At 40.3% G+C, this 19,608-nt stretch carries 22 protein-coding genes and 1 pseudogene; 8 read left to right on the top strand and 15 right to left on the bottom strand.

Annotated elements, in window-relative coordinates:
- Positions 1-2: 2 nt before the first annotated feature.
- The 6 genes from IGJ74_RS05690 to IGJ74_RS05665 form a co-directional block, all read right to left on the bottom strand.
- Positions 3-197 carry a hypothetical protein gene (locus IGJ74_RS05690; protein ID WP_430608702.1) on the bottom strand — a complete coding sequence of 65 codons (195 nt, stop codon included), beginning with the start codon at positions 195-197 and terminating at the stop codon, positions 3-5.
- Positions 190-546, bottom strand: a complete 357-nt coding sequence (locus IGJ74_RS05685; RefSeq protein ID WP_430608701.1) for a hypothetical protein — start codon at positions 544-546, stop codon at positions 190-192. Before IGJ74_RS05685 ends, IGJ74_RS05690 begins: the two co-directional genes overlap by 8 nt.
- Before the next feature lie 11 nt (positions 547-557).
- Positions 558-782 carry a hypothetical protein gene (locus tag IGJ74_RS05680; RefSeq protein ID WP_060792329.1) on the bottom strand — a complete coding sequence of 75 codons (225 nt, stop codon included), beginning with the start codon at positions 780-782 and terminating at the stop codon, positions 558-560.
- A 423-nt stretch (positions 783-1,205) separates the two neighbouring features.
- Entirely contained in the window at positions 1,206-1,400 is a 195-nt protein-coding gene (locus IGJ74_RS05675; protein ID WP_430608700.1) for a hypothetical protein, read from the bottom strand.
- 4 nt (positions 1,401-1,404) lie between these two features.
- Positions 1,405-1,638: a DNA-binding protein gene (locus tag IGJ74_RS05670; protein ID WP_430608699.1), complete on the bottom strand. Its 234-nt coding sequence runs from the start codon at positions 1,636-1,638 to the stop codon at positions 1,405-1,407.
- Between the two features lie 15 nt (positions 1,639-1,653).
- On the bottom strand, positions 1,654-1,857 hold the full coding sequence (locus IGJ74_RS05665; RefSeq protein ID WP_148394822.1) for a hypothetical protein: 204 nt from the start codon (positions 1,855-1,857) through the stop codon (positions 1,654-1,656).
- A gap of 290 nt (positions 1,858-2,147) precedes the next feature.
- Between IGJ74_RS05665 and IGJ74_RS05660 the strand changes: the two genes are divergently transcribed.
- From IGJ74_RS05660 to IGJ74_RS05635, 6 genes are all read left to right on the top strand, one after another.
- The gene (locus IGJ74_RS05660; RefSeq protein WP_101698875.1) at positions 2,148-2,459 is read left to right on the top strand and encodes a helix-turn-helix domain-containing protein; all 312 of its coding nucleotides are present in this window, start codon (positions 2,148-2,150) and stop codon (positions 2,457-2,459) included.
- An 84-nt stretch (positions 2,460-2,543) separates the two neighbouring features.
- On the top strand, positions 2,544-2,879 hold the full coding sequence (locus tag IGJ74_RS05655) for an ImmA/IrrE family metallo-endopeptidase (protein ID WP_430608758.1): 336 nt from the start codon (positions 2,544-2,546) through the stop codon (positions 2,877-2,879).
- A gap of 92 nt (positions 2,880-2,971) precedes the next feature.
- Positions 2,972-3,568 (top strand): DUF4352 domain-containing protein, encoded by a 597-nt coding sequence (locus tag IGJ74_RS05650; protein ID WP_428220640.1) that lies wholly within the window; start codon positions 2,972-2,974, stop codon positions 3,566-3,568.
- Between the two features lie 108 nt (positions 3,569-3,676).
- The gene (locus IGJ74_RS05645; RefSeq protein ID WP_430608698.1) at positions 3,677-4,813 is read left to right on the top strand and encodes a tyrosine-type recombinase/integrase; all 1,137 of its coding nucleotides are present in this window, start codon (positions 3,677-3,679) and stop codon (positions 4,811-4,813) included.
- Between the two features lie 1,402 nt (positions 4,814-6,215).
- Positions 6,216-6,584 carry an ACT domain-containing protein gene (locus IGJ74_RS05640; RefSeq protein WP_005237205.1) on the top strand — a complete coding sequence of 123 codons (369 nt, stop codon included), beginning with the start codon at positions 6,216-6,218 and terminating at the stop codon, positions 6,582-6,584.
- A 509-nt stretch (positions 6,585-7,093) separates the two neighbouring features.
- On the top strand, positions 7,094-8,194 hold the full coding sequence (locus IGJ74_RS05635) for a mandelate racemase/muconate lactonizing enzyme family protein (protein ID WP_218193513.1): 1,101 nt from the start codon (positions 7,094-7,096) through the stop codon (positions 8,192-8,194).
- 53 nt (positions 8,195-8,247) lie between these two features.
- On the opposite strand, the gene IGJ74_RS05630 is transcribed toward IGJ74_RS05635, so the two are convergent.
- Positions 8,248-9,663, bottom strand: a complete 1,416-nt coding sequence (locus IGJ74_RS05630; protein WP_218193512.1) for a glycoside hydrolase family 1 protein — start codon at positions 9,661-9,663, stop codon at positions 8,248-8,250.
- Positions 9,664-9,678: 15 nt separating this feature from the next.
- Positions 9,679-10,983: pseudogene (locus IGJ74_RS05625) on the bottom strand (PTS sugar transporter subunit IIC).
- A gap of 171 nt (positions 10,984-11,154) precedes the next feature.
- Here IGJ74_RS05625 and IGJ74_RS05620 point away from each other — a divergent pair.
- Positions 11,155-11,856, top strand: coding sequence for a GntR family transcriptional regulator (locus tag IGJ74_RS05620; protein WP_042890247.1), 702 nt, complete (start codon positions 11,155-11,157; stop codon positions 11,854-11,856).
- Between the two features lie 49 nt (positions 11,857-11,905).
- Here IGJ74_RS05620 and IGJ74_RS05615 read toward each other — a convergent pair whose 3' ends face one another.
- From IGJ74_RS05615 to IGJ74_RS05600, 4 genes are all read right to left on the bottom strand, one after another.
- Complete coding sequence (locus IGJ74_RS05615) at positions 11,906-12,673, bottom strand: serine hydrolase (protein WP_218193511.1); 768 nt, start codon at positions 12,671-12,673, stop codon at positions 11,906-11,908.
- A 36-nt stretch (positions 12,674-12,709) separates the two neighbouring features.
- Positions 12,710-13,621 (bottom strand): C40 family peptidase, encoded by a 912-nt coding sequence (locus IGJ74_RS05610; protein WP_218193510.1) that lies wholly within the window; start codon positions 13,619-13,621, stop codon positions 12,710-12,712.
- Positions 13,622-13,642: 21 nt separating this feature from the next.
- Complete coding sequence (locus IGJ74_RS05605; RefSeq protein WP_218193509.1) at positions 13,643-14,716, bottom strand: dipeptide epimerase; 1,074 nt, start codon at positions 14,714-14,716, stop codon at positions 13,643-13,645.
- A 183-nt stretch (positions 14,717-14,899) separates the two neighbouring features.
- On the bottom strand, positions 14,900-16,561 hold the full coding sequence (locus tag IGJ74_RS05600) for a peptide ABC transporter substrate-binding protein (RefSeq protein WP_016613902.1): 1,662 nt from the start codon (positions 16,559-16,561) through the stop codon (positions 14,900-14,902).
- Positions 16,562-17,281: 720 nt separating this feature from the next.
- On the opposite strand from IGJ74_RS05600, the gene IGJ74_RS05595 reads away from it, so the two are divergent.
- Positions 17,282-17,617 carry an antibiotic biosynthesis monooxygenase family protein gene (locus IGJ74_RS05595; protein ID WP_016619847.1) on the top strand — a complete coding sequence of 112 codons (336 nt, stop codon included), beginning with the start codon at positions 17,282-17,284 and terminating at the stop codon, positions 17,615-17,617.
- A 74-nt stretch (positions 17,618-17,691) separates the two neighbouring features.
- Here IGJ74_RS05595 and IGJ74_RS05590 read toward each other — a convergent pair whose 3' ends face one another.
- From IGJ74_RS05590 to IGJ74_RS05580, 3 genes are all read right to left on the bottom strand, one after another.
- The gene (locus tag IGJ74_RS05590) at positions 17,692-18,465 is read right to left on the bottom strand and encodes a hypothetical protein (protein WP_218193508.1); all 774 of its coding nucleotides are present in this window, start codon (positions 18,463-18,465) and stop codon (positions 17,692-17,694) included.
- A gap of 168 nt (positions 18,466-18,633) precedes the next feature.
- The gene (locus tag IGJ74_RS05585) at positions 18,634-18,861 is read right to left on the bottom strand and encodes a hypothetical protein (RefSeq protein ID WP_005237217.1); all 228 of its coding nucleotides are present in this window, start codon (positions 18,859-18,861) and stop codon (positions 18,634-18,636) included.
- Between the two features lie 180 nt (positions 18,862-19,041).
- On the bottom strand, positions 19,042-19,503 hold the full coding sequence (locus IGJ74_RS05580; RefSeq protein WP_400450407.1) for a GAF domain-containing protein: 462 nt from the start codon (positions 19,501-19,503) through the stop codon (positions 19,042-19,044).
- Positions 19,504-19,608: the final 105 nt, after the last annotated feature.

Here is a 19,608-nt window from a genome sequence, read left to right as displayed (position 1 = left end):
TTTTAAATTCCTCCAACATTTATTTTTCTGTAGTTTTCATTTACGTAGTCAATAATCTGATCTTCATGAACCAATCCCAAATCAGTTGTGTAGACGAAGTCGCCTTTGTATAGCGGTTCGCCTTTCCAATCCACAGCGATCTGCTTTGGTTCAGTTTCAGGCTGTTGACGAGCGCCTAATGAATCAAAATCATTCATGGCGATCACCAGCGTAAAAAATCATATTTCGCAATTCGGATTTTAATTCTTCAATTCGTTTTTCACAGGATTCCGCAACCAGATCCCTAATTTGCCCTTGAATATCTTTGATTCCTAGATCTTCTCCAATATGAACTCGGTGACATCGATACTTGGCATCTTCTTTAAAATAGCCACTGCCCATGAAGTGAGTAGAAATGCCTATTTCGATGTCATTCATTAATTCATTACTGATAGGATGCAACGCAGGTGTTTTTAGACTTACTAGCAAATCTTCCGCCTCGTTGATTTGATCAATAATGTGTTCCATTTTTCTTATTTGTTTCCTAGCTCCTTCTACCACGCCCATTGCAAGCCCTCCTAGAATTCCCAAAACAATTTGTAACGTCCGTCTTGTTCTACCAGATTGTCCACACCTTCGTTCTGAAGTTGAGACAAGAACCCTGGCGTTAGTCCTTTACTAGCAATCGTAATGCTTGTGCGCCCTTGGCTGGCAGCAGTCATGATGCTATCAATTACTCGCTCTTGAGCGTTCCCAAGCATTGCTGTATAGATGTCATCGTTAAGTCCAGTAATAGTAATCATTTGAAAATTTCTCCTCTCGTGCTACAATGTAGCCAGATATGTTTTGTATGCGACTCTATGCTTGCCGGCGGAGTCGCTATTTTTTTGTGTATACTTTCTTGACTTCCTTGAGACGTCTGCCACATTTCGTGCAGTAGGGACCTTTCCACGGCTCACATTTTTTCAATTCTGTAGCATTGATAAGCGTTTTTCTATTGCAGCTCTTGCATTGGAACTGATGAAGCTTTTCTTCTATTAGCATTTTGCATTCCCCTCCTTAACCACCTCTTATAAGCAATCTCGTCATACTTGAAAAACCACCACATGCTTGACACTGGTAATGTTATGATTGCCCAATCTGGCAATTGACGATGGTTTCCGAACCAAACGCCTAGAAAGAATATTGTGATGATGAATGCTGATCTTCGTAAACCTTTCATAAAATCACCTCAATTCTATTTGCCGATTAAGCCGATTCTGATAAATCAACTCTTGGTAACTCCTTAATTCCCGAATCGATAGATCTCGCTGTGTGTCAGTCAGTGGTACTTTCCGATCGTTAAGTTGATCGTGTAAAGTTCTCATCTTTTCTTTGATAAGACCGTGGATCATTAGCTCTTGTTCTAATGTGTAGTTCATACAATCACTTCCCGATCCCGATTTTGTGTTCTTCCATGAAAGCATCGATATCTCGAACATCATATTTGGGGTTACTATCATCATCAAATACTATTTGTTTCAGTCCTCGCTTAATCCATGCATTCATCGTCTTTGGACTTGTCCCAGCATAAATACAAGCCTCACGCTGATTCAGGTATCGCTTAGGAATGTACTTTTTCAAAATAAGTTGAATAGTTTTTTCATCAATTTCAGGCATAATCTCCCTCCTATCTCAAAGTTCATACATCGCTATAATCGAATCGATAATCTTGTTAGCTTCGGCGGATGTTCTCTTGCCATTTAAAATTAAAGACAGGTAGCTCTTATCGATTCCGAATCTGTCTGCAAGCATCTTGTATGTTAGGAAATTTGAATTTTCAACATACGTTTTGATTTTTTCTCTATCTTTTTGGGTAATTTCCGCAATGTCAGCCATTTTGAAACTCCTTTCCCATGAACTTGTAAACAAATTTAACAACAATGCATTAAACTTAGTTGACTATTTTAACACGTAGTGTTAAAATCTAAACATAGTTAAATAAGACTTTAAAACATTGATTTAAAAGCTTTCTTGGCGGTTGGCATTTTAGTATCAATAGTGTTTTTGTTGTCTTTTTAGTTGTTAAACTTGTTTACAAGAATGATATTAACACCATTTGTTAATTTAATCAACTATTTTTAACAAATAATGTTAAATATTTTTTCTTGAACGAAAGGAATATTGATATGACAACGTTTGAGAGAATAAAAGAATTAGCAAAGAAACAAGGAAAATCATTAAACAAAGTTGAAGAAGAATTAGGTTACGGAAAAAATGTGCTCTATAGGTTAAAAAACTCCAACCCCTCTGCGGAACGTTTGCAGGAAATTGCAGATTACTTCGATGTAACTGTCGATTATCTTTTAGGACGCGAAGAGAAACCAAACTTGGCTGAAAAATATGGTATTTTTGCATTCGATGGTGAACCTGTGACAGATGAAGAGGTTGAATTTTTAAAATCTGTTTTGGCTGCTAAACGTGCTGCTGAAAAAAAGTAAAGTGATGTGATGTTTGTGTTTGAGGTCAATCGGCATTTACTAAAGCTAGTAAATGATATGGGTTTGGATTTATATTTTGTGGAAATGAATCGAAGTGGTATTTATTATGCAAAGGAAAAAGCTATTTTTTTAAGCGATAAACTACTTGAGAGTAATTCTGATTTTGAGATATCTCATGAGTTAGGTCATTGTATCAAAAAGCATGAAGAACTTTCTGCTTATTATAATGCAACAGATTACAGTAGGAGAAAGTTAGAATTTGAAGCTAATCGGATAGCCATAGAAATACTTCTATTTATTTGGTCAAACGAATATGATCTAGAGAGAGAGCAACTAAATGCAGTAAAGTTCATGGAATATTACAACATACCATGGAATCTCGAAAGTTACGTTCGAGAAAGCATGCTAAACTATGGATGAAAAAATACCCCTACCGAAGTTACAGCTTCGATAAGGGAAACTCATTTCTTAGAGATTACAAAATTATTATATCAAAGAAATGAGGAAAAAAAATGAAAAAAGTAATCTTTGGGGTTTTGTTTAGTGCGTTGTTACTTTCCGGATGCAGTGGACAGAATGGTCAAGCAGGAGGATCCAACGATTCAGATTTACAGGATACAGTGGATAGTTTAACAACCGAGAATTCAAAACTGAAATCAGAAAACAGTGAGCTCTCTGAACGAATAGCAAATTTTGAGAATTTATTCGAAGGTACATCTGCTACCCAAGAAGATGGCAGCTCAGCATCATCGACAAGCTCATTTAAATACGGAGAACCTGCTGACTTTACAACTAATGAAAGGATTACTGTTACGGAAGTAAAAGCAGACGATTCAGTATCTTTAAACGATCCTAAAGATGGTGAGCATCCTGTTGTTGTAACAGCGATAGTAGAAAATACTTCGAACGAACCAATAGACTTTAATGCGCAAACATTTGATCTGTACGATGGAAACTCAGAATTAGCGACTTTCGATGCTTCGACATATTCAAATAATATTCCTAATTCTATTGCAGGTGGCAAAAAAGCAACAGTGGTTATGCATTTTTCTTCCAAAGGGAATGCACCATATTCCGTTACTTACGGTCCTGCTACATGGGATGAATAAATAAAAAAACACGCTCCTCAATCTTGGCGGACAGAGAGCGTGATAACAAAATAAACAATAGGCTTATTAGGTCACGCCTATTGTAACAAATTCTAGGAGTTGAAGCAATTGGCTAGGAAAGAACAAGATATCCGAATAAAAGAGTACATCAAAAAAAATGGCGAAAAAGCTTATATGTTTCAACTGTATCTAGGGACAGATCCAGATACAGGAAAGCCAATCCGAACAACAAGGCGTGGTTTTAAGACAACAAGAGAAGCTCGCTTAGCAATAGCTGATTTAGAAGTAAATGGTATGCAAAAGCAAGAGGTTGCTGAGGAACCCGAGATTCAAACGTATGAAGAAATATATGACTTATGGTATGAGGAGTATAGATCAACAGTTAAAGCCTCAACTCTATTAAAGACCGAACGAGTTTTTAAGAATCATATACTTCCAGCATTTGGTGAAAGAAATATTTTAGAAATAAAGCCTATGGATGTACAAACCCAAATGAACATTTGGCATAAAAAATTGGTGCGAGCAAGCATGGTCATGAATTATGCTGGTCTAGTTTTCGACTACGCCATTCGCATGCAACTGATCAACATGAACCCAACTAAGGTAATAAAGAAACCTGTTAGAAAAAAAGAAATAACCGAGGATAAGGATTTAAACTTCTACGATAAAGAAGAGTTAAAACAATTTATGGCAGCTTTAGAAAGTGATAGCAATTTTAGAGCATATGTTTACTTTCGTCTCTTGGCTTTCACCGGCATACGAAAAGGTGAATCACTAGCGCTAAAATGGAATGACATTGATTTCAAAAATCAAACACTCAACATTAATAAAGCCGTATCAAGAAGCGCTAGCGGACTCTATATTCAAACTCCAAAAACTCCTTCTTCTATTCGTAGGATTTCATTAGATGACAAAACGATTGCTATATTAAAGGAGTTCAAAAAGGAATCTCCGGATGGTTTAATCTTTCAAAGTGAAGACGGTGGAATTCTTTCGCCAGCCAAACCCAGAAAATGGTACCTAGTCACAATGAAAAAATTACCCGACGATTTTAAACAGATCTCAATACATGGTTTTCGTCACACTCACGCTTCTCTCCTATTTGAAGCCGGGGCATCTATCAAAGATGTTCAATCGAGATTAGGTCATTCTGATATTCAGACCACGATGGATGTGTATACTCACGTTTCAAAAACTGCAAAAGAACAGCTGGCAAATAGATTCAATACTTATGTGGATTTTTAATTTTGGTAGTCAATTCGGTAGTCAAAAAGCTGAAAGCATTATGATATCAGCATTTTACCGACTCCCGCCATCTCCATAAGCTTAAATCAATTAGATTTTCGTAGTTTTTCCTAAGTGTTCAAAGCCTTGATTTAAAGAGGTTTTTAACACTTTTTTTGTATTTTCAGTTCCACAATGTTTTTCGTAGTTTTTCATGTTTGGTAGTCAAATGGTGGTTAATTATCAGCTTTAAACCGATGTGCTATTCCTCGCTTTTCTTAGATTGTATTTCTTATACCGATTGAACCTACATTATTTGTTCAAGTGAAGTCAGATGCTTTTTTTAAGCAATCAATGCTCTTCAATGGTGTACCTTCTCACCAAATTGTATACGAATCTCTTTTTTACGAGTTTTTCTTGGGCTGATTTTTTTACTCTATTTTTGATTTAAGGCTTTTTACTCCTTAGTATCTTTAGATACACTTTTTTCCACTCCTGTTTTGCGTTCTCAACGGCTTTCTTTGCTTCTACAATAGTTATTTTCCCTGCCTCATCGCATGAAATTTTTTGAAGATGTTTCTTTTCATCAAAGCTTGATGTAAGTTTCATAATCTGCTTGATCATCAGCAATCTATGATAGTTCGTTGCTGGCTTGATATGACTCTGCCTCAGTAAAAAAAGTGCTAATTAAATTGTTTTCGATTTCTCTACAATTTCCTTTACTCGTTCACAAAAACTATCTGGATTTATTCCAGGCTCCATTTTCTCAGCCTCATCAGGAAGTAAATCATTCAGATACAATGTAGCTTCCTTGTTTTCGGTATACATTTCCTCGTAGTGATCGACTAAATAATGTTCCAAATCTATGGAAAACAAAAAAAATTAATTTCTTCGGAAAGTCCTTTTTCAATAAAGTTGAAAAATTTATCCATTCATCACACCTCCTTGACTAAAGTTGATCAAAATATTACAAAGCGTTCTTTACCTTCTTCTTGAATCTTGTAAGGTCTTCGTAAAATTTAGCATGTTCCTTCTTCTCTTTATGATCCTCAGTATCAATTTTTCTTCCAATCAAACAATTAGTGATTTATGTTCCATTCCTCTGTCCACCATAATTTTATGTACAATAATAGTACTCAACCATTGATTTATGATTGAGTGCTAGTTATTTTCTATTAACTCGATTGATTTCAAATCTGATTCAGCATAGATTGCGGATCCAATTGATATTTCTTTTTCTCCAGAAACAGAGGTATACCCATCAGTTTTAACCGCTTATTTTCATTTGCATAGAATCTACCCGTCTGTTATGCCTCGCAGAAACGACACAACGCTTAGAATCGTACGTGATCAAATGATAATCGCCTTCCCTTCGTTCTTATCCTTTGATATGATGTTTGCATCAAACGAAGGACGTGATTAGATGAAACTAACCTTACTGGCTCCCTCTTTTTCTGTCATCCAAGTAAAGAGTATTGATCCTTCGATACTGAAGATTGTTCCTCTTTTTTTTGCCCATACGTCAGAAGAACTTTCTTTGGTGTTACCAACTGCAAACGTTCCAGCTGAAACGCTAAACAGAGAAGATGGATGGAAAGCGATGAAAATAATTGGTGTGCTGGATTTTAGCTTGATTGGCATTATTGCAAAAATCTCTTCCCTTCTAGCCGAGGAGTCAATCAGTATTTTTGCTGTTTCTACCTTCAATACTGATTATATTTTAATCAAGGAGCATCAGGTAGAACAAGCTCGTACTGTTTTAACCGCCAATGATTATTCTTTTGTCAATTGAGAAAAAACTTTTTCTTCCTTACTACAAGTTACTCTCGCTCGCTTTATGAAATACAAAAGAACGACTGAACCAAAGAAGTTCAGTCGTTCTTTTGTATTTCACTTGTCGTTGAAGAAAGATAAGAGTACTAGGTATCCCAAATAAAAGACTTCCCCAAGCTTTCATCTGCCCCAGTACTCTTCATTGCTCGTTGTTAAGATAATCATAATACAAAAATGATTTTTATTCAATAAATATGTCTATAAATTACATTAAATACCTTTTTATGACAATTTATAAGGTTTTCAATTCATTTCTTATAACATCTCTTCAATTTCTATTTATATTCTGAAGAGGTCCTTTAGCTTCGCTCCTAAGTGAATGACCTCTTAAAAAGAGACATTCTTGTTTCCTAAGTATTGAATTTGAGCGATTTTTGTCTTGTCAATCTCGCGTTCCCATGCTAACATGATTATGCAAACGTTAACATTAAAATGCACACGTGAACATTAGTTTGAGGAGGATTTTTAATGGCAAAAATTACAGATGTACAAACAGCGTATTATCGGATACCTCTTCCGGAAATCATGGAAGATGCGAAGCACGGCTTACACACCCACTTTGAAGTGCCTATCGTCAAGATCGTTACTGATGAGGGACGTGAAGGTGTGGGCTATACGTATACTGGTGGCTTCGGTGGCGAATCGATTGCCAAACTGATCGACAAAGAACTAAAAGCAATCCTCTTAGGGAAAGATCCAGCATGTGTGGAGGCCTTGTGGGATCAGATGAACTGGGGCATTCACTATGTTGCCAGAGGCGGTTTAGCGAGTTTCGCCATTGCGGCTTGTGATATTGCCTTATGGGACTTACGCGCGAAAAAAGCACAAGAACCCCTCTACAAACTTTTAGGCGGCGCAAGTAACAAAGTCAAATGCTATGGTGGTGCGATCGATCTAAACTTTTCTCTTGAAAAACTCTTAGCCAATAATCAAAAATATTTAGACATGGGATTAAAAGCGGTCAAAATCAAATTGGGCCAAAAAACACTTGCCGAAGATATTGCTCGAATAAAAGCGGTCAGAGAATTGATTGGTCCCGATGTTGTCTTTATGGTGGATGCCAACATGAGCTGGTCTGTTGAAAAAGCGATCAAAGCCGCCAAACTGATGGCGCCTTATGACATTTTGTTTCTTGAAGAACCAACGATCCCCGAAGATTACGAAGGCTACGCTCGTATCGCTAAAGAAGGGCAAATTGCGGTCGCAGGCGGGGAAAACTTGCGCACCCCTATTGAGTTTGCTCATATGATCAAATATGGCAATGTCGATTTTCCACAACCCGACGCTTCCAATTGCGGTGGGATCACCGGCTGGTTGAAAATTGCTGCCTTAACACAAACAAGTAACTTATCTGTTTCTACACATGGCATGCAGGAATTACACGTCAGTCTACTGGCGGCGATGCCTAATGCTGGGTATCTTGAAATGCACAGTTTTCCAATCGATCAATACACCACGAGACCATTAGTGATCGATCCATCCGATAGCCGTGCGATTGCACCAGAAGAACCAGGGATTGGTGTCATATTTGACTGGGAGAAACTTGCTCCTCATAAACAACCCTTTTAACTGAAAACCCACGATTATTTCCTTTAGGATTAGGAAATAATCGTGGGTTTTTATTACAGAATCAATGGCTTTTCTTCAAATGGAAGCCACCGTTCATCAATAAGGGAACGATACCAAGCGGCTGATTTTTTTAATGACCGGGTCCGTTCTTCATTTAACTCAATTCGGACGAGACCATAGCGGTTCTTAAATGCATTCATAGGTGAAACACAATCGGTAAATGCCCAAAGCATATAACCTTCGCAGTTGGCGCCTTCCTCGACGGCTTTTAGCAGCCAGTAAAGATGTTCGGTAATAAACTGAATCCGATAATCATCTTGGACTTGACCTGTGGCATCCATATACTGTTCTTCATTTTCCCGCCCCATACCATTTTCAGTGATCAGCCATGGAATATTGCCATAATTTTCTTTAAGATAATTAGCCATATCGTACATGACCTTCGGATAGATTTCCCAGCCACGGGAGTTATTCATTTGTTTTCCTGGCAAATCAAATGTCTCATAAAACATTTCTGGATGAAATGGTGTATCCGAATGCCATTGATATCGTGGTGCCCGCACGCGTTTCGGGTAGTACTGATTGACCCCTAAGAAATCCACCGTATGGGTGCGGATCGTTTCCAAATCTTCTTCTGTCGGATCAAAGTAGATGTCATAGGTTTGGCAAAGTGTGATAAGTTCCTCTGGATAATGACCTTTGACCATTGGATCAAAAAAGATCCGGTTGAAAAAGAGATCATACATTTTTTGCGCTTTTTGATCCTCCGGTGAGGAAGAGCGTGCGTAAACCATTTCTGGATTTAGCACACAACCGATGCGCCCCTCGTAGCCCTTTTCATGATAGACAGCCACCGCTTGGGCGGACGCCAATACTTTGTGATAGTTCCAAAGCATCCATTTTTTTGTGTTTTGCTCATGGGGCCAGCGGATCGCATCGAGATAGCAACGAGTCTGAATAACGATCGGCTCATTGAAGGTAAACCACTGTTTGACTCGATCACCGTAACGCTCGAAGGCGATTTCGGCATAACGGGTATATAGATCGACCACTTTCCGCGAGCTCCAGCCATCATAGGCATCCATCAAACTAGCTGGCAGTTCATAATGTTCCAAACAAAGCATCGGTTCGACGCCAGCCGCAAGCAATTGGTCGATAAGCTGATCGATATGAGCAGCATAGTCTTCGTCAACGATCAGCTGTTCATGGTCGGTAAAGAAGCGCGCCCAGTTGATCGATGTTCGGTAATGGGTCAAATGAACCTCCTGCATCAGTTGGATATCTTCCGAAAACTTTTCCATAAAATTCGTCGCAATAGCCGGCCCATAGCCATTATGCCAAACAAATCGTTCTTCTTTGTACCAGCGGTCGAGATACGAATCTTGCCCTTCTTTCTTTCCCTGCCAGCCTTCTGTCTGCCAAGCAGACGAAGCAGCGCCTAAAATAAATGTCTCAGGTATTTTTACCATTTTTGCAAAACTCCTTTATGCAACTTCATTGGTCGTACGATTCATTACCAAAACAAAAGGCAGATAGATCAAAATCGCTACGATAATACAGATCACTTGCGTGATGACAGCCCCGATATCCCCAGCAGTAGCTAGATATGCATTGACGATCGGTGGCATCGGCCATGGGACCATTACCACCGCTTTAGCGGCAAAGCCTAGGCTTGTCGCCACGTACCCAATCGTTCCTGTTACTAACGGTGTGAGGATAAAGGGAATCGCCAAAATGGGATTCAGCATAATTGGTATTCCGAAGATCACTGGCTCATTGATATTGAAAATCCCAGGTGCTAATGACAATTTAGTGATTTGGCGCATGTCCTCCCGCTTGCCGACGATCAAAATCGCAATCAGCAACCCAATCGTAACCCCAGAGCCGCCCATACTCATCTACATATCCCAAAACGGCATCGTAATAATATTGGGTACTTCTTTTCCAGCTTCAAAAGCTTCCGTGTTGACAGCGATCGCTGCCAACAACAATGGTTCGCGAATGGGTTTGACCATCTGGTTCCCATGAATCCCGATGACCCAAAAGACTTGTGCGATAAACATCAACAACAAGATACCTGGTAATCCTTGGACGATCCCTTCCAGTGGTCGTTGGACGACATTGTAGATGATATCGTAAGCATACATCCCTGTGAGTGCTTTGATAGCAAAACCAGCGGTGGCGATGATGGTCACGGTGAAAATCGTTGGAAACAATGCCGAAAAACTTGCCGAAACATTCCCTGGAACACTATCAGGCATCGTGATCTGCAGCCGTTTTTGTCTTCCTAACCACGCATAAAGCTCGATGGAAACGATCGCAACGAACATGCCTAAAAATAGGCCTTTCGTGTCAGTATATTGCTTAGCCAGCACGTTTTCGGCAACCACCGTCGCATCTTCGTGCAAAAATTCAAAGATCATTGGATTAACAGAAAGATAAGACATCACTGCGATAATTCCTGGAAAGACCCCAGAAATCTTATTTAATTTTGCTAGCTCAATCCCAATCAGAAACACTGCATAGATCGTTAAGAAACTCAACGTCACATAACTGACCGCAGATGAGATCGGTTTTAAACTTTCTAAAAAGCGCAGTGCCTCGATTTGTGCCAATCCATTTTCAGCATCAAAAACCATTGCTGAAAACAATGTACCAAACGCTCCTGTAATGATTACTGGAATCAAAGCAGCAAAAGCATTTTTAATGACCATGATGTAGCGTAAATTGTTGATCCTATTGGCAAACTTTCCTAAAACGTCAGCGAGTCGATCCATAAATCCTTGCATAAAACTCCCTCCTATACCCCTATTCTTCAATTGTCAGAAAACGATTACATTACAAATGTAATTCATTTCCTGAAGAATGTAAACGCAGGAAAAGCCTTCAAAACAGGGTATGTAAAGCTCCAAGTTTACATACTTCGTTTTATCACTTATTATTATTTTGAGGTGAAGCAAATGGCGAACTACCATGACATCGCTGCCGATTTACGGAGCAAAATCAATCACGGGTTTTACGAAGAAGAGAAAAAATTGCCGAAGCAATCCGAACTGGCTGCGGATTATCAAACGAGCCGCGTGACGATTCAAAAAGCATTGAATATTTTACAAATGGAAGGCATTATTTACGGTAAAAAAGGCACGGGTACGTTTATCAGGGATTCCTATTCAACCTTCGATTACAACGCCAAGATCAATCGCGGGCTGACCAAGCGCCTTGGAGAAACAGGAAAGATCACCAGCAAGATCATTTCTTTTGCCATTCTTTTTCCCGATGAGAAAGAACAAGAAAAACTAAACATTCGCAGTGACCAGCAAATTTATGATATCGTTCGTTTGCGTCTATTTGACGATATACCCGTTGTTTTAGAATATACCATCATGCCGCTTCATGTCATTCCTGGCATTACCGAAGAAGTCTTAGCCTCTTCCGTCTATAGCTACATCACGAACCAACTCCACTCCTCGATTGGAACATCTGTCCGTCGTATCAAAGCGGATCGTGCAGACACCTACGACCAGCAATACTTAGCTTGTGCTGCCACCGATCCCATTTTAGAAGTGGAACAAACGGTTTACCTCGGCGATGGGACGCCTTTTGAATTTTCCCAATCACGGCACCGCTATGATATGGGGGATTTTATTGTTGTAAATAATTAATACGCTGCGTATCGATCCTCACTCAGAGGCACTCGATACGCAGCGTATTTTACTTAAAATACTGCTGATAGACTGTTTGACCAATTTCTCTTAGCCAACTGATCCCTCGGCCACTACCGGCTTTATCATAGGAAAATGCCGCAATGATGATCGTCGTTTCATTGGCTTGTAAATATGCTACATCGTGTTCGATGCGGTCAAGACGACCTGTCTTATTAAAAATGCGGCAAGAAGGCTGCGCAGTTTCAGCAAAATTCCCCGCTAATCCATCTTGAAATTGCTGCTGATTTAAAGGTGAAAATCCTAGTGCAGCTTCTTCTCGTTCCACACACCTTAGTAGCAGTTTGGCAGCCACCGAGGGTGTCAAGCGGTTCTCTTTGTCTTTGATCGGTCGCATCATATACCGTTCAAATTGGATCTCCGGCTCCTGAATCCATGCCTGAAGCGTGGGCAACCCTACTAAGTCCAATAGTACATTGGTCGCAGTATTATCAGATACGGCGATCATCGCCGTGAGAAGCTCACTGATGGTCCAACCTTTCTTCTGAGGAAAAAGACGGATCACCCCAGCCCCCCCTGTCAGATCAACGGCGTTCACACCGATCAGCTGTTGCGGATCGATTTTTTCTTCGATAATCTGTTCAAGATAATAGGCATACAAAACAAGCTTACTGATACTCGCTGCCGAAAACGACTTTTGACTCTGATAGTCAATGAGACATTCCGTTGGCGTACCGATCCATAAACCCATTTCCAAAGTTGTCTGATAGTTTTTTAGAATAGGCTTAATTGCTACACGCAAGTCATCTTTTCCCATCAAATGCCCCTTTCCTTACGATCATGAAAAGAATGTTCATGAGTATTCCTGTGATTCATTCGGCTGGTTTTGCCAATAACGCGCCACAACTGCGAGTTCTGGTTCATAATTAGAGCCAGTGATTTTGGTTTTCATGACCCGTGACCCAGGTGTTCTTGAATGAATCATTTCGTCATCCCCCAAATATAGACCGACATGATGGACTTCGCCTTTTCCTTCTTCATAAGCAAACAGCAGCAGATCCCCTGGTTGTGCCTGACTGTAAGGTACGATGTTTGCTTGTTGTGCTTGCTCGATCGTATCTCGGGGGATTAAAATACCATGAAGTCGATGCAGCGAATACATGAATCCAGAACAATCAAAGCCACTGCCGCTAATGCCTGCCCAGACATAGGGCTGGTTTATAAATTGTTCTGCCAAGGCTATTATTTTTTCTGGGAGCTTTGCCCATGTGTCCGATAGGACGTGAGCAAAAGCTTTAGCGATCGTTGCTGGTCCATTAGGCGTAGCCACTTGATAGGAATCTGCGGTTTCCCCAACAAGTGGTAAAACTGTTCCAAAAGAAACAAGTCGTGTGGTCGAGTCAAAAACAAGCACGGCTTCTTTTGCAATCACCCCAATCCTTCTTTTAGCTGTTGCATAATCTGGTGGCAATGGCTTCAATACCTCGTTCGGCAGATAACCGGGATACCCGAGTGGGTGTTTATTGCTTTTTTGATCCAAGACGATCACATGGGCCCAACCATCCGTTTGGGTGATGACTTCTACTATCGTCCCATATAATACTTCGGAGTCCACTAAGCTTTCCTGATAAAGCCGCATCGTATCTTCATCAGTCAAAAAAGTGTGCAGCGCTTCTAAAGGAAATGCTTTGATTTTTGCTAGTACTTTGTTTTCTTTGGGTTCCTTCCATAAGAAGGAAGAGCCAGCCTGAACGACTTGTTTCATCTTTTCTCCTCTCATAACTATTTATTCGTTGATTCCTAGACCGATGCGTTCGGTGACGGTCAAGCTTCCTGGACGCTGAAGAATCCCTTGCGTTTCAGGGGAAGTCGTTTGGGTCTCCCACATAAAAGGAACATCCAGGTCATAAAATTGGACATCGGCCATCCCCAAGGCAAAATGGGCGGCTGCCGCCATTCCCCCATACCCTTCAATCATCGAACCGACCATCACCGGCATTTGATGCTCTTTTGCCAATTGATAAATTTTTTGTCCCTCTTTGATCCCGCCGCTTTTCATCAATTTAATGTTCAAATAATTGCAGCAGTTTTCAGCAATCAAACGTTTGGCATCCTCATAGGAAAAAAGACTTTCATCGGCCATGATCGGAATCGTCGTCCGAGCAGTCACATAGCTAAGTCCAGCAAAATCATTGGCTTTGACGGGTTGCTCAACAAACTCGATCGGAATGTCTTGCCATTGGTCTAAAATCTGCACCGCTTCTTCTTTGGTCCAGCCTTGATTGGCATCAATTCGAAAGGGGATCTTTCCTGCCAAACGTTCATTGATGCGGCGAATTTTCGCAACCTCCTCTTCGATCGCGTCTACTCCCAGTTTGATTTTCAAGGAGCGAAATCCCGCCTGGATTTTCGCTTGGGCATCATGCAGCATCTGCTCCTGTGAGCCAACACTGATCGTATAATCGGTTGTCAGTGTATTGGCAGAACCACCTAAATAGCGGTAAAGAGGCAAGTTGGCCGCTTTTGCCAGTGCATCATGCAACGCGATATCAATCGCCGCTTTAGGGCTCGTATGATGCTGGATCAGCGCATGAAGCTCATCCATTACTAGCAATTGGGCATCTACCTTTCTGCCTAACAGGAACGGAGCAAAGACCGTTTCGATATCTTTTAAAATACTTTCTTTTGTATCACCGGTGATCACTTCGGTAGGTGCTGCTTCTCCGATGCCAACGATCCCATTATCAAAAAAAAGCAGCACTCGAATCACTTCGACGGCGTGCACTTCTCTGAGCGCCGTTTTAAAGGGTGCATTCAGCTGGATCGGAATTAGCTTCGTTTCAACTGCTGTGATTTTCATTCGTGTTCCTCCCAAAAGGAAAAGCCGTTCTTATCTAGCTGGAATGAATGATTCCTCTTCACTGCTAGATAAAGAACGGCTTTATTCCTTGCTCTAGTTGCTGAACGCTTGGCGTTCCTCTTTTCTGCAGTACTGTTTGACTACGTCAGTCGGTAGATGTATGAAAGAATTGTTTTTTTTTACTTATTCTTCGACAAACACATTTTTATAATCATAGGCAGCACCGACACTATGAACGATGAGGCCTTTGATCTTAGGCGACCGCAGATGTGCTTCTGCACTTTGGAAAAGCGGTATAACGCCCAAATCTTCATTTAAGATTTTTTCTGCTTCCACCATATTTTCCCAACGGGCTTCTGGGTCGTTGGCATTTTCATTGGAGGCTTGTTCGATCAATTGGTCGTAGTCATCATTTAGCCATTTCCCACGATTGTATGAACTGTCTTTTTTGAACAATTCCAAAAAGTTGATTGGATCTGCATAGTCCCCGATCCAATTGTTCATGACCATCTCAAAATCGCCGCTATTGGAACGATCCAAACGAACAGAAAAAGGAACGTTTGTGACTTCGACAGTCAATCCATCCAGTGTTTGCTGCAAGGTTCCTTGAATGTATTCCGCCATTTTTTTCGATTGGTCGGTATCTGAGGTCAGCAGCTCGAAAGACAACGTATCGATCCCCAGCTCAGCTTTGGCCTTTTCCCAATACTCTTGGGCTTTTTCTTCGTCATAGTCTAACGTCGTTGCCGCATCCTCAACAAAGTCAGCTTTTGTCTCTGGATTGAAAGCTAGGTCAGAAGGAACAAAACCGACAGCCGGTAATGAGCCGTTGCCTAAAATATTCTCAACGATTTGTTGCCGATTCATGCTATAAGAAATGGCTTGCCGCAAATTTGCATTTCGAAAAGGCGAATCTTCTGGTGCTTGATTCATTTCTAAATACTGAGTGGTTGCACTAGGCTGAACAATGTAATCAGGATGATTCACATTCTGCATCGCCAATTCACCGCTTAAAATAATGTCATCGGCTTGTCCGCTTTCGTACAAGTTATAAGCAGTCGATGAGTCTTTCACGACATCGAAATTAACTGTTTCAAGTTTGACTGAATCGGCATCCCAATAATCCGGATTTTTTTCCAATGACCACTGGATATCGGTGCCTGGGCCAGCATAATTGGTCAATAGGAATGGTCCATTGTACGCCGCGTTTTCACTTGTTAAGGCGTATTGATCACCAAATTCCTCCACGACACGTTCGTTTTGTGGGAAGAAGGTTGGAAAAGCCAGTAAAGATAAAAAGTAAGGTGTTGGTTTTTCTAACGTGATTTTCAACTCATGATCATTGACTGCTTCGATCCCTAACTCGCTTTTATCTAGCGTCCCATCTGAAATAGCGGCAGCGTTTTTAACGGGTGCCAGCATATAGGCATAATTGGAAGCAGTGGCTGGATCAACTGTTCGCTGCCAACTAAAAACATAATCAGCCGCAGTAACTGAATCGCCATTGGACCATTTTGCCTCTTCCCGCAGTGAAATGGTGTAGGTCAGCCCATCTTCACTGACTTCAGCTTCTTCACTTGCCCCGGCAATCACTGGAACATTGTTCTCATCCAAGCGATAAAGGCCTTCATAAGCATTGTTCAGAGTAATAAAGCTATAAGAGTCGGTTGCTAAAGAAATATCGGCACTGCCCATCTCCGCCGAAAATTGCACATTGATCACTTGCTCTGCGGAAGAAGCTGCTGATGAATCCGTCTCGTTTTCTTGATTGCCATTTTGACAAGCTGCTAAAAAAAAGCTGCTTAGTAACACAAGCGATACTGCATATTTGCTGCGTTTCCCCATTTCTACTCATCCCCTTCTAACATTCAGATAATTCAAAAAATTCTGTTTGTTGTACCGAGTTTACCGCATGTTTATGCAGCCTGTCAATTTAACACGACCAAAAAATGTAAGAGGTTACATAGTTGTGTCAGAAGTTCTCTTCTGAATGTTAAAATTAGAAAAGAGCGACTTTATGCTAAATATCGTTGAAAGGAGTAGTTCCAAGAAACCACACAAAAAAGTTCTGATCTCCTAGCGATCAGAACTTTGGCTACTCTCTTATACATCATTTCGAAGAAAAATGGATAAAAAAAACTTCCACTATTTTCCTAATATTTCTTTCCTAACATTTCAAAAAAAAAGACGCAAATTTCGTCTTCATAGCGCTTTCTCAGAACCTTCCCACTTTTTTGCCTTTCAACTCAAGGAATAAAAGAAATCTCCTCAGAAAGCAAAAAAAACGTATCTATTTTAAAATGGGAGTGGTACACTAAACAAACGAAGAGTACTGCACGTGAGAAAAGAAAGACTTCCCCAAGTATCCATTTTCTCCAATACTCTTCGGACTCTTCAGTACGTATATTAATTATACGTACTTTTTTCATTTGTTCAAGGCTTTTGAGGGATTTAATCAAAAAATGACTATCGATAAAAAGCTTACAAGATTCCATATCTAATTGACAATCATTCTCAATTAGCGCTATACTAAACCAAATCGTCCCGAGTCAAAGGAGGAATTTCATGTATATCCGTACCGTTGCGTTTGAAGTCATTCCAGAAGGAAAAGAACTCTTTCTTGCTAAAATGAAAAAAGATACCGCCTCAATGAAAACATTTGCTGGCTGTCACTCTGCTGAAGCATGGTTTTCAGAATCAAAAGACAGCCTCGTTTTCCAGTTGGTGTCAAAATGGACTGAGAAAAAAGCCTTTCAAGCTTGGTTAAAACGTCCCGAACATTTGCAAAAGCACCGAGAGGCGTATCGAGCAGAAAAAGAAGGAACTGCAAAACCGAACCTTGTTTTGTCCAAGACCGGTCAAGAATTTGTCTTGATCAATGAAGAGGCTACTCCTAGTTAAACTATAAGAGCGATCCACCAAAGCAGATTGATTTAGCTATGGTGGATCGCTTTCTTGTTCAGTGCCTCTCTTTTCTACTCCACCGTTCGCTCGTTCAAGGTTCTTCCTTGCTGATCTTTTAATTGTAGCCAACCATTGGTGCCCCCATAGTAAAGAAACATTCCTACCTCGTTGACACTTTTTAATACAACGTCTTCAATCGTGTGTCCCTCTTTGATCGCCGCTTGGTTTTCTTGCCGAATTTTTTCCGCTAAACGAGCAGAAAAACCAACCGATCCGTCTTTATTCAAGGGAATCTCTTGACTCAAAATTGCGCCTTTTTCAATTCGAACCTCGTTGCGTTTTTGCCAATAGACCCTTGCTTTACTTCCTTGATAGTCAACCATGAAGGGTTCATCTTGTAATTCTTTTGACCATTTGTGTCTTGGTTTGCCCCCTTTTTTTGCCTCTTTTGTCGTCTTTTTGCTCGTAGATCCATAGCCAAGAAAATCGATAAATCGATCAAATGGTTTTGCGCTAGCAGCAATGGTTTGCTGCAACTCTTGTGGGATGCCGATGGATGCTTTGGACCCATTGGTTAACTGATATTGTTCTTGATAATAGGCTACTAAGTAAGGAGCCATGATCTCCCAAGGTGGTGTGAGGATCATCAAGCGGTCGTATTCTAACTGGTCGTCAAAGGTTTTATCGTCTGCTACTGAGAAAATTTGGCCGTCTTTGATAAAAAATAGCACAGTATTTTCTTTGACTTGCGCTAAACTTCCCTTAACAATTTGCAGTTGGCCTGCTTCATTCGGCCATTCAAAAAGCAACTGCTGTTCCTCAACCATCGTCTTTTTTAGTTCCATCCTATTCCCTGCTTTCTGTTGTTTTCTCGCCTATTATAGCACTTCTTTTGCTAGGTACCTGAGTCTAAGAATCAAAAAAGAGACTGCTTCTGAGAAACAGTCTTTTTTTAAGGGAATTGGTTTACATGCATGGTTTCATTTTATTTTGATTGGGTGATTACCAATGGATCAGCTAAAAAAGCATTCAACTAGCGCTGGTTGATAGATCTCATTGTATTTTGCAACTACTCGTCCGCAACGTTCTTCGATATCTTCATGATCGATCCCATCGTAGCGGATCACATTTAATACGACACACCGTTCCATTTTTCTGACCACTTCACCGATCACGCGGCTTTGTAAGCCGACTGGTTTACATTCATATGCTTTACCTAATACAATTGTTTCTGCTTCCATAATTCTCTCCTTAAAAACTCGTTTTTCTAATTGTATTATCATATTATCATCTAATTTTAATTAAACAAAGTAATATGCCCTTCATTTTTAAATAATAACTAAAAAAAGCGTTCATTATTCAATGAACGCCCACTTAAAAACATTATGTTGTTTTATAGTTAAAATTAAAAAACAAGTACTTTATTGACGTCTTGCTACCAATAAAGCAGCAAATTCTTCCAGATATTTCTGATCGATCGCATCATAGCTGTTCGTTTTTCCACTATCGATATCCAGCACTCCAAGCAACTGATCATCAACCACCATGGGAACTACGATTTCAGACATCGCTGCTGAGTCACAAGAAATATAATTTTCATGTTCTTTGACATTGGGTACGATCAATGTGGTTTTTTTCTCCGCTGATTCCCCACAAACCCCTTTGCCTAATGTGATTCTGGTGCAAGAGACTCTTCCTTGGAATGGACCTAAAATCAGCTCGCCTTCTTCAAACAAATAATAGCCGGCAAACACTGTATCTTCCAATGTTTCATTCAGTAAAGCAGAAGAGTTGGCTAGGTTGGCGATCCAATTACTCTCCGCTTCTAGCAACCCTTTTAATTGCAGAAGCATCAATTCATACGCTTCGATTTTTTTATTCATTTTATCACCTCTGTCCTTGATTATAAGCAAAGACAGAGGATTTGTCTTGTCTAAATTATTGGGTATTGGAAACAAAAATTGTGAAAAAAGATGTTGCCTGAAACA

The organism is Enterococcus sp. AZ009 (assembly GCF_050548785.1).
Taxonomy (GTDB): Bacteria; Bacillota; Bacilli; order Lactobacillales; family Enterococcaceae; genus Enterococcus_D; species Enterococcus_D entomosocium.
Note: the sequence above shows the minus strand (reverse complement) of the source record. Positions and strands in the feature narration are given on the sequence as shown.

Coding starts and splice junctions, on each gene's coding strand:
- IGJ74_RS05690 (WP_430608702.1), bottom strand. CDS start 197: ATGAATGATTTTGATTCATTAGGCGCTCGTCAACAGCCTGAAACTGAA.
- IGJ74_RS05685 (WP_430608701.1), bottom strand. CDS start 546: ATGGGCGTGGTAGAAGGAGCTAGGAAACAAATAAGAAAAATGGAACAC.
- IGJ74_RS05680 (WP_060792329.1), bottom strand. CDS start 782: ATGATTACTATTACTGGACTTAACGATGACATCTATACAGCAATGCTT.
- IGJ74_RS05675 (WP_430608700.1), bottom strand. CDS start 1,400: ATGAACTACACATTAGAACAAGAGCTAATGATCCACGGTCTTATCAAA.
- IGJ74_RS05670 (WP_430608699.1), bottom strand. CDS start 1,638: ATGCCTGAAATTGATGAAAAAACTATTCAACTTATTTTGAAAAAGTAC.
- IGJ74_RS05665 (WP_148394822.1), bottom strand. CDS start 1,857: ATGGCTGACATTGCGGAAATTACCCAAAAAGATAGAGAAAAAATCAAA.
- IGJ74_RS05660 (WP_101698875.1), top strand. CDS start 2,148: ATGACAACGTTTGAGAGAATAAAAGAATTAGCAAAGAAACAAGGAAAA.
- IGJ74_RS05655 (WP_430608758.1), top strand. CDS start 2,544: ATGAATCGAAGTGGTATTTATTATGCAAAGGAAAAAGCTATTTTTTTA.
- IGJ74_RS05650 (WP_428220640.1), top strand. CDS start 2,972: ATGAAAAAAGTAATCTTTGGGGTTTTGTTTAGTGCGTTGTTACTTTCC.
- IGJ74_RS05640 (WP_005237205.1), top strand. CDS start 6,216: ATGAAACTAACCTTACTGGCTCCCTCTTTTTCTGTCATCCAAGTAAAG.
- IGJ74_RS05635 (WP_218193513.1), top strand. CDS start 7,094: ATGGCAAAAATTACAGATGTACAAACAGCGTATTATCGGATACCTCTT.
- IGJ74_RS05630 (WP_218193512.1), bottom strand. CDS start 9,663: ATGGTAAAAATACCTGAGACATTTATTTTAGGCGCTGCTTCGTCTGCT.
- IGJ74_RS05620 (WP_042890247.1), top strand. CDS start 11,155: ATGGCGAACTACCATGACATCGCTGCCGATTTACGGAGCAAAATCAAT.
- IGJ74_RS05615 (WP_218193511.1), bottom strand. CDS start 12,673: ATGGGAAAAGATGACTTGCGTGTAGCAATTAAGCCTATTCTAAAAAAC.
- IGJ74_RS05610 (WP_218193510.1), bottom strand. CDS start 13,621: ATGAAACAAGTCGTTCAGGCTGGCTCTTCCTTCTTATGGAAGGAACCC.
- IGJ74_RS05605 (WP_218193509.1), bottom strand. CDS start 14,716: ATGAAAATCACAGCAGTTGAAACGAAGCTAATTCCGATCCAGCTGAAT.
- IGJ74_RS05600 (WP_016613902.1), bottom strand. CDS start 16,561: ATGGGGAAACGCAGCAAATATGCAGTATCGCTTGTGTTACTAAGCAGC.
- IGJ74_RS05595 (WP_016619847.1), top strand. CDS start 17,282: ATGTATATCCGTACCGTTGCGTTTGAAGTCATTCCAGAAGGAAAAGAA.
- IGJ74_RS05590 (WP_218193508.1), bottom strand. CDS start 18,465: ATGGAACTAAAAAAGACGATGGTTGAGGAACAGCAGTTGCTTTTTGAA.
- IGJ74_RS05585 (WP_005237217.1), bottom strand. CDS start 18,861: ATGGAAGCAGAAACAATTGTATTAGGTAAAGCATATGAATGTAAACCA.
- IGJ74_RS05580 (WP_400450407.1), bottom strand. CDS start 19,503: ATGAATAAAAAAATCGAAGCGTATGAATTGATGCTTCTGCAATTAAAA.